The organism is Cellulomonas sp. P4_B5_2 (assembly GCF_056402235.1).
Map to the genome: position 1 here is coordinate 1 of NZ_JBFUHU010000312.1, position 4,453 is coordinate 4,453.

2 protein-coding genes are annotated in these 4,453 nt (G+C 70.1%); both read right to left on the reverse strand.

Features of this window, described 5'->3' with window-relative positions; translation table 11 throughout:
* Nucleotides 1–16: 16 nt before the first annotated feature.
* Nucleotides 17–2,230, reverse strand: a complete 2,214-nt coding sequence (locus AC1DUQ_RS18235; RefSeq protein WP_477074288.1) for a cellulase family glycosylhydrolase — start codon at nucleotides 2,228–2,230, stop codon at nucleotides 17–19.
* Between the two features lie 80 nt (nucleotides 2,231–2,310).
* On the reverse strand, nucleotides 2,311–4,453 hold a 2,143-nt coding region (locus AC1DUQ_RS18240), incomplete at its 5' end, for a glycoside hydrolase family 6 protein (RefSeq protein WP_477074289.1).

Consider the following 4,453-nt stretch of genomic DNA (forward strand, 5'->3'; position numbering starts at 1 on the left):
CCCGCGCCCCACGGCGTCATCGCACGGTGCAGGCCGCGCCGTTGACCGTGAACGCGGTCGGCGCGGTGTTGGTGCCGGCGTGCGAGCCGTTGAACCCGATCTCGGTGCTCGCCCCGGGCGCGAGCGTCGAGTTCCAGGCCAGACCCGTCGCGGTGACCGCCGACCCGGTCTGGGTGAACGTCGCGCTCCAGCCCTGCGTCACGGTCTGCCCGTTCGCGAACGAGAACCCGAGCGTCCACCCGGCCAGCGCGGACGTCCCGGTGTTCGTGATCCGGATCGACCCGGTGAACCCGGAGCTCCAGCTGTTCGCCGCGTAGGTCACGGCGCACGAGCCCGTGACCACGTCCGGGGCGGTGTACGCGGTCAGCGCGGCGGAGGGTGCGGACCGGTTGCCGGCAGCGTCCTTCGCCACGACCGTGAACACGTAGGACGTCCCCGCGGCCAGGCCCGTCGCGGTCCAGCTCGGGGTCGTGCTGCTGCCGACGAGCGTGCCCGCCCGGTAGACGTCGTAGCCGGTCACCGCCACGTTGTCCGTGGACGCCGTCCATCGCAGCGGGATCGTGGTCGTCGTCCCCGTGCCGGCCTCCAGACCGRTCGGCGCCGTCGGTGCCACGGTGTCGGACGTGCCCCCGACCGCGGTCCGCGCCGTCACCGGAGTCGAGGCCGCGGACACGTTCCCGGCGGCGTCCTTGGCCCGCACCGTGAACGAGTACGACGTGTCCGCCGTCAGCCCGGTCACCGTGAAGCCGGTCGACGTCGTCGTCCCCACGAGCGTGGTCCCGCGGTAGACCTCGTACCCCGCGACCCCCGACCCGGAGTCCGTGGACGCGGACCAGGTCAGCGGCGCGCTCGTGGTCGAGGGCGTCCCCGCGGCAAGGTTCGTCGGCACGCTCGGAGCGGTGACGTCGCCCGGCTGCCCGCCGACCTCGGAGAGGGACTTGCCCGTGGTGCTGGCCGCCCCGCCGAGCCTGACCGTGTGGTCGAGGCTGACGAACTTGCCCCCGTCCTGCCACAGCGAGGGCTTCAGGAGCGCGTACTTGGGCTCGTCCCACGTTGTCCAGTCGTGGTTGAGCAGGCCGCCGGTGTCGCCCGAGTTCGGGTTGAGCACCCAGAACGTGTGGCTGAGCCGTCGCTCGACGATGAGGTCGCGCAGCGCCTTCATCCACTTCTCGTTGCGGCCGCCGTCCATGAAGCCGCCCCACTCACCGATGAGCAGCGGCGCGGTGTTCTGCTTGTGCAGGTACAGCCAGTTCGGGTCCCACACGTCACGCTCGAGCGTGGTCCGGTCCCACGTGCCCTGGAACCACGGCTGGTCGAACACCAGCGGTCCGTAGTCGTGCGGGGAGTAGACCAGCTGGTCCTGGTTGGCTCCGAGGTCGATCGGGAAGTCCTTCACCCCGCGCAGGTTCCCGCCCCACCAGGTGCCGTAGTAGTCCGTCAGGCCCGTCGAGGTCCACGGCACGCCCGGCTTCGGGTAGACCTCGATGCCCTCGACGAAGATCAGCCAGTGCGGGTTGATCGCGAGGATCCTGCGGCCCGCGGTCTGCGCGAAGTGCTTGAAGTTGTCCTTGTCGGTCGACCCGTCCCACTTGGCGCGCTCGGTGGCACCCTGCGTGCCGTGCGGCTCGTTCTTCACGTCCGCGCCGATGATCGTGTCGTTGTTCTTGTACCGCTCGGCCACCCACTCCCAGCCGGCGTAGACGTCCTCGGTGGTGATCGACCCCTTCCACCACACCGGGTACACGTGGCCGGCGTTGTCCGCCTCCGCGCTGTGCACGTCGAGGAAGACCTTGATCCCGTACTTCTCGCAGAGGGTCAGCCAGTAGTCGAAGATCTGCAGGCTGTTCTTGCCCAGCAGCTCAGGGTTGGCGTACGTGTTGACGTTCGGCTGCAGGAAGGTGCCGGCCTTCCACTCGAGCAGCAGCTGGGTGGAGATGGGCACGCGCACGGTGTTGATGCCCCGGTCGGCCATGCTCTTGGTGATCGTGTCGATGTTGCCCGACCAGAGGCCGTGGAAGACGCGCTCGCTCGCGTTGAACCCGAACCAGTTGGTGCCCGTCAGCCACACCTCCTTGCCGGCCTCGTCGACGATCTTGTTGCCCGTCACGTGCAGCCAGTCGTCGCCGGCTGCGGCGTGGGCGGGGACGGCGCCGAGCACGAGCGGCGCCGTCAGGGCGGCGGTGGCGGCGACGCTCGTGGCGAGCGCGCGCAGGCGATGGGTGGACGACACGGTTCTCCTCAGGTGGTCGGTCGGAACGGTCGAGCGGGGGCCCTCCTGGCTGGAGGACCCCCGCTCGTCATGCCGCTAGGTCACGCGATGGCGCAGGTCGCACCGTTGAGCGTGAAGGCGGTGGGCGCGTTGTTCGTGCCCGTGTGGGAGCCGTTGAACCCGATGTCGGTGCTCTGGCCGGCACCGAGGGTGCCGTTCCACGCCGCGTTCTTCGCGGAGACCGCCGGGCCGGACTGCGACCAGTCGGCGCTCCAGCCCTGCGTGACGGTCTGGCCGTTGGCGAAGGAGAACCCGAGGGTCCAGCTGCTCAGCGCCGTCGTGCCGGTGTTGGTCACCTTGACGGAGGCGGTGAAGCCCGTGTTCCAGCTGCTGGCGGTGTACTTGACCGAGCAGCTGCTGTTCGACGAGCCCGACTGGGTGGTCGCCGAGACGGCCGCGGACGATGCCGAGACGTTGCCGGCGGCGTCCTTGGCGCGGACGGTGAACGAGTACGCGGTGGCGGCGCTCAGGCCGGTCACGGTGTAGCTCGTCGAGGTGGTCGTCGCCACGAGCGTGGAGCCGCGGTAGACGTCATAACCGGTGACTGCCACGTTGTCGGTCGACGCGGTCCAGGACAGCGGGACGGACGTCGAGGTCGTCGTGCCGGCGGTCAGGCCCGTCGGCACCGAGGGTGCCGTCGTGTCCGTGATGGTGCCGGACTGGGTGGTCGCCGAGACCGCCGTGGACGCCGCCGAGACGTTGCCCGCCAGGTCCTTGGCACGGACGCTGAACGAGTACGCGGTGGCGGCGCTCAGGCCGGTCACGGTGTAGCTCGTCGAGGTGGTCGTCGCCACGAGCGTGGAGCCGCGGTAGACCTCGTAGCCGGCGACGCCCGTGCCGCCGGTGTTGTCCGTCGACGCGTTCCACGAGAGCGGGACCGACGTCGAGGTCGTCGTGCCGGCCGTCAGGCCCGTCGGCACCGAGGGTGCCGTCGTGTCCGTGACCGTGCCGGTCGCCGTCGTGGCGGAGACCGCGGTGGAGGCAGCCGACAGGTTGCCGGCGGCGTCCTTGGCGCGGACGGTGAACGAGTACGCGGTGGCGGCGGACAGGCCGGTCACGGTGTAGCTCGTCGAGGTGGAGGTGCCCACCAGCGTGGTGCCCTGGTAGACGTTGTAGCCGGTCACGGCCACGTTGTCGGTCGATGCGGTCCAGGACAGCGGGACGCTCGTCGAGGTCGGCGTGCCGGCCGTCAGGCCCGCCGGCACCGAGGGCGCCGTCGTGTCGACCGGGGGAGTCGTGCCCCCCGCGAGGACGGGGTAGGCGTTGGCGACGAGGGTCTTGAACTGGTCCTCGAACCACTGGCCGGCGAGCGGCGCGTTCGGCGTGGCGCCGGTCAGCTGGTTGGACAGCTTGGGCGACACGAACGTCGGGTCGCACATGCGGTCGAACCGCTTGCCCTGGTCGTTCGGGATGTCGGAGGACGCACCGTCGGACTCACCCGGGGGCTTGATCCAGACGAAGGCGTCGAGGTGGGAGCTGGCGTAGCCGGACGGCGTGGCCTGCGGCAGCTCGCCGATGCCCGCACCGAGCGGGTTGCACCACGCGCCGCGGTGGACGCGCTTGTCGACCTTGGACTCGTTCACGTAGGTGTTGTGGTTGGTGCTGGTGGACACGGCGGTCGGACGCGCCGCGCCACCCCAGCCGTTGCGGGAGGTGTCGACGAGCATGCCGAGCGACGACGGGAAGCCGGCCGCCACGAGCAGCCGGTGCATGTGCGCCGTGAAGTCGATCTCGTCGAAGTCGAAGTTCCACTCGTAGAAGGAGCTCGAGCGGATCGGCGTGCCGCCCACCGAGATCGTGGAGTCCGGCAGGAACGGCTCGTTGAGCGGCGTGGTGTTCGCGACGTCGCTGACGAACCCGTCGATCGAGGCGAACCCGGCGGTGGTGGACTTCGCCACGTCGGCGAACAGCGTCGCCGCGGGACCGGCGTTGCTGTCCCAGCCGAGCCAGCCGGAGTGGCCGATGTCGATGTAGTTGTAGACGTTCGGGATGGCGTGCAGCTTGTCGAGCGCGTACTTCACGCCGGCCTTGTAGTACGGCGCCGCCTGCTGGCAGGTGGCCTCCGAGATGTTGGTCACCAGGTTGGGCAGCGAGTCGGGCTCGATGGTGGCCGAGATCCGGATGTCCGCGTACTTCGGGTCGCTGAGCAGCGCGGCGATCGGGTCGATGTACTCCGCCTTGTAC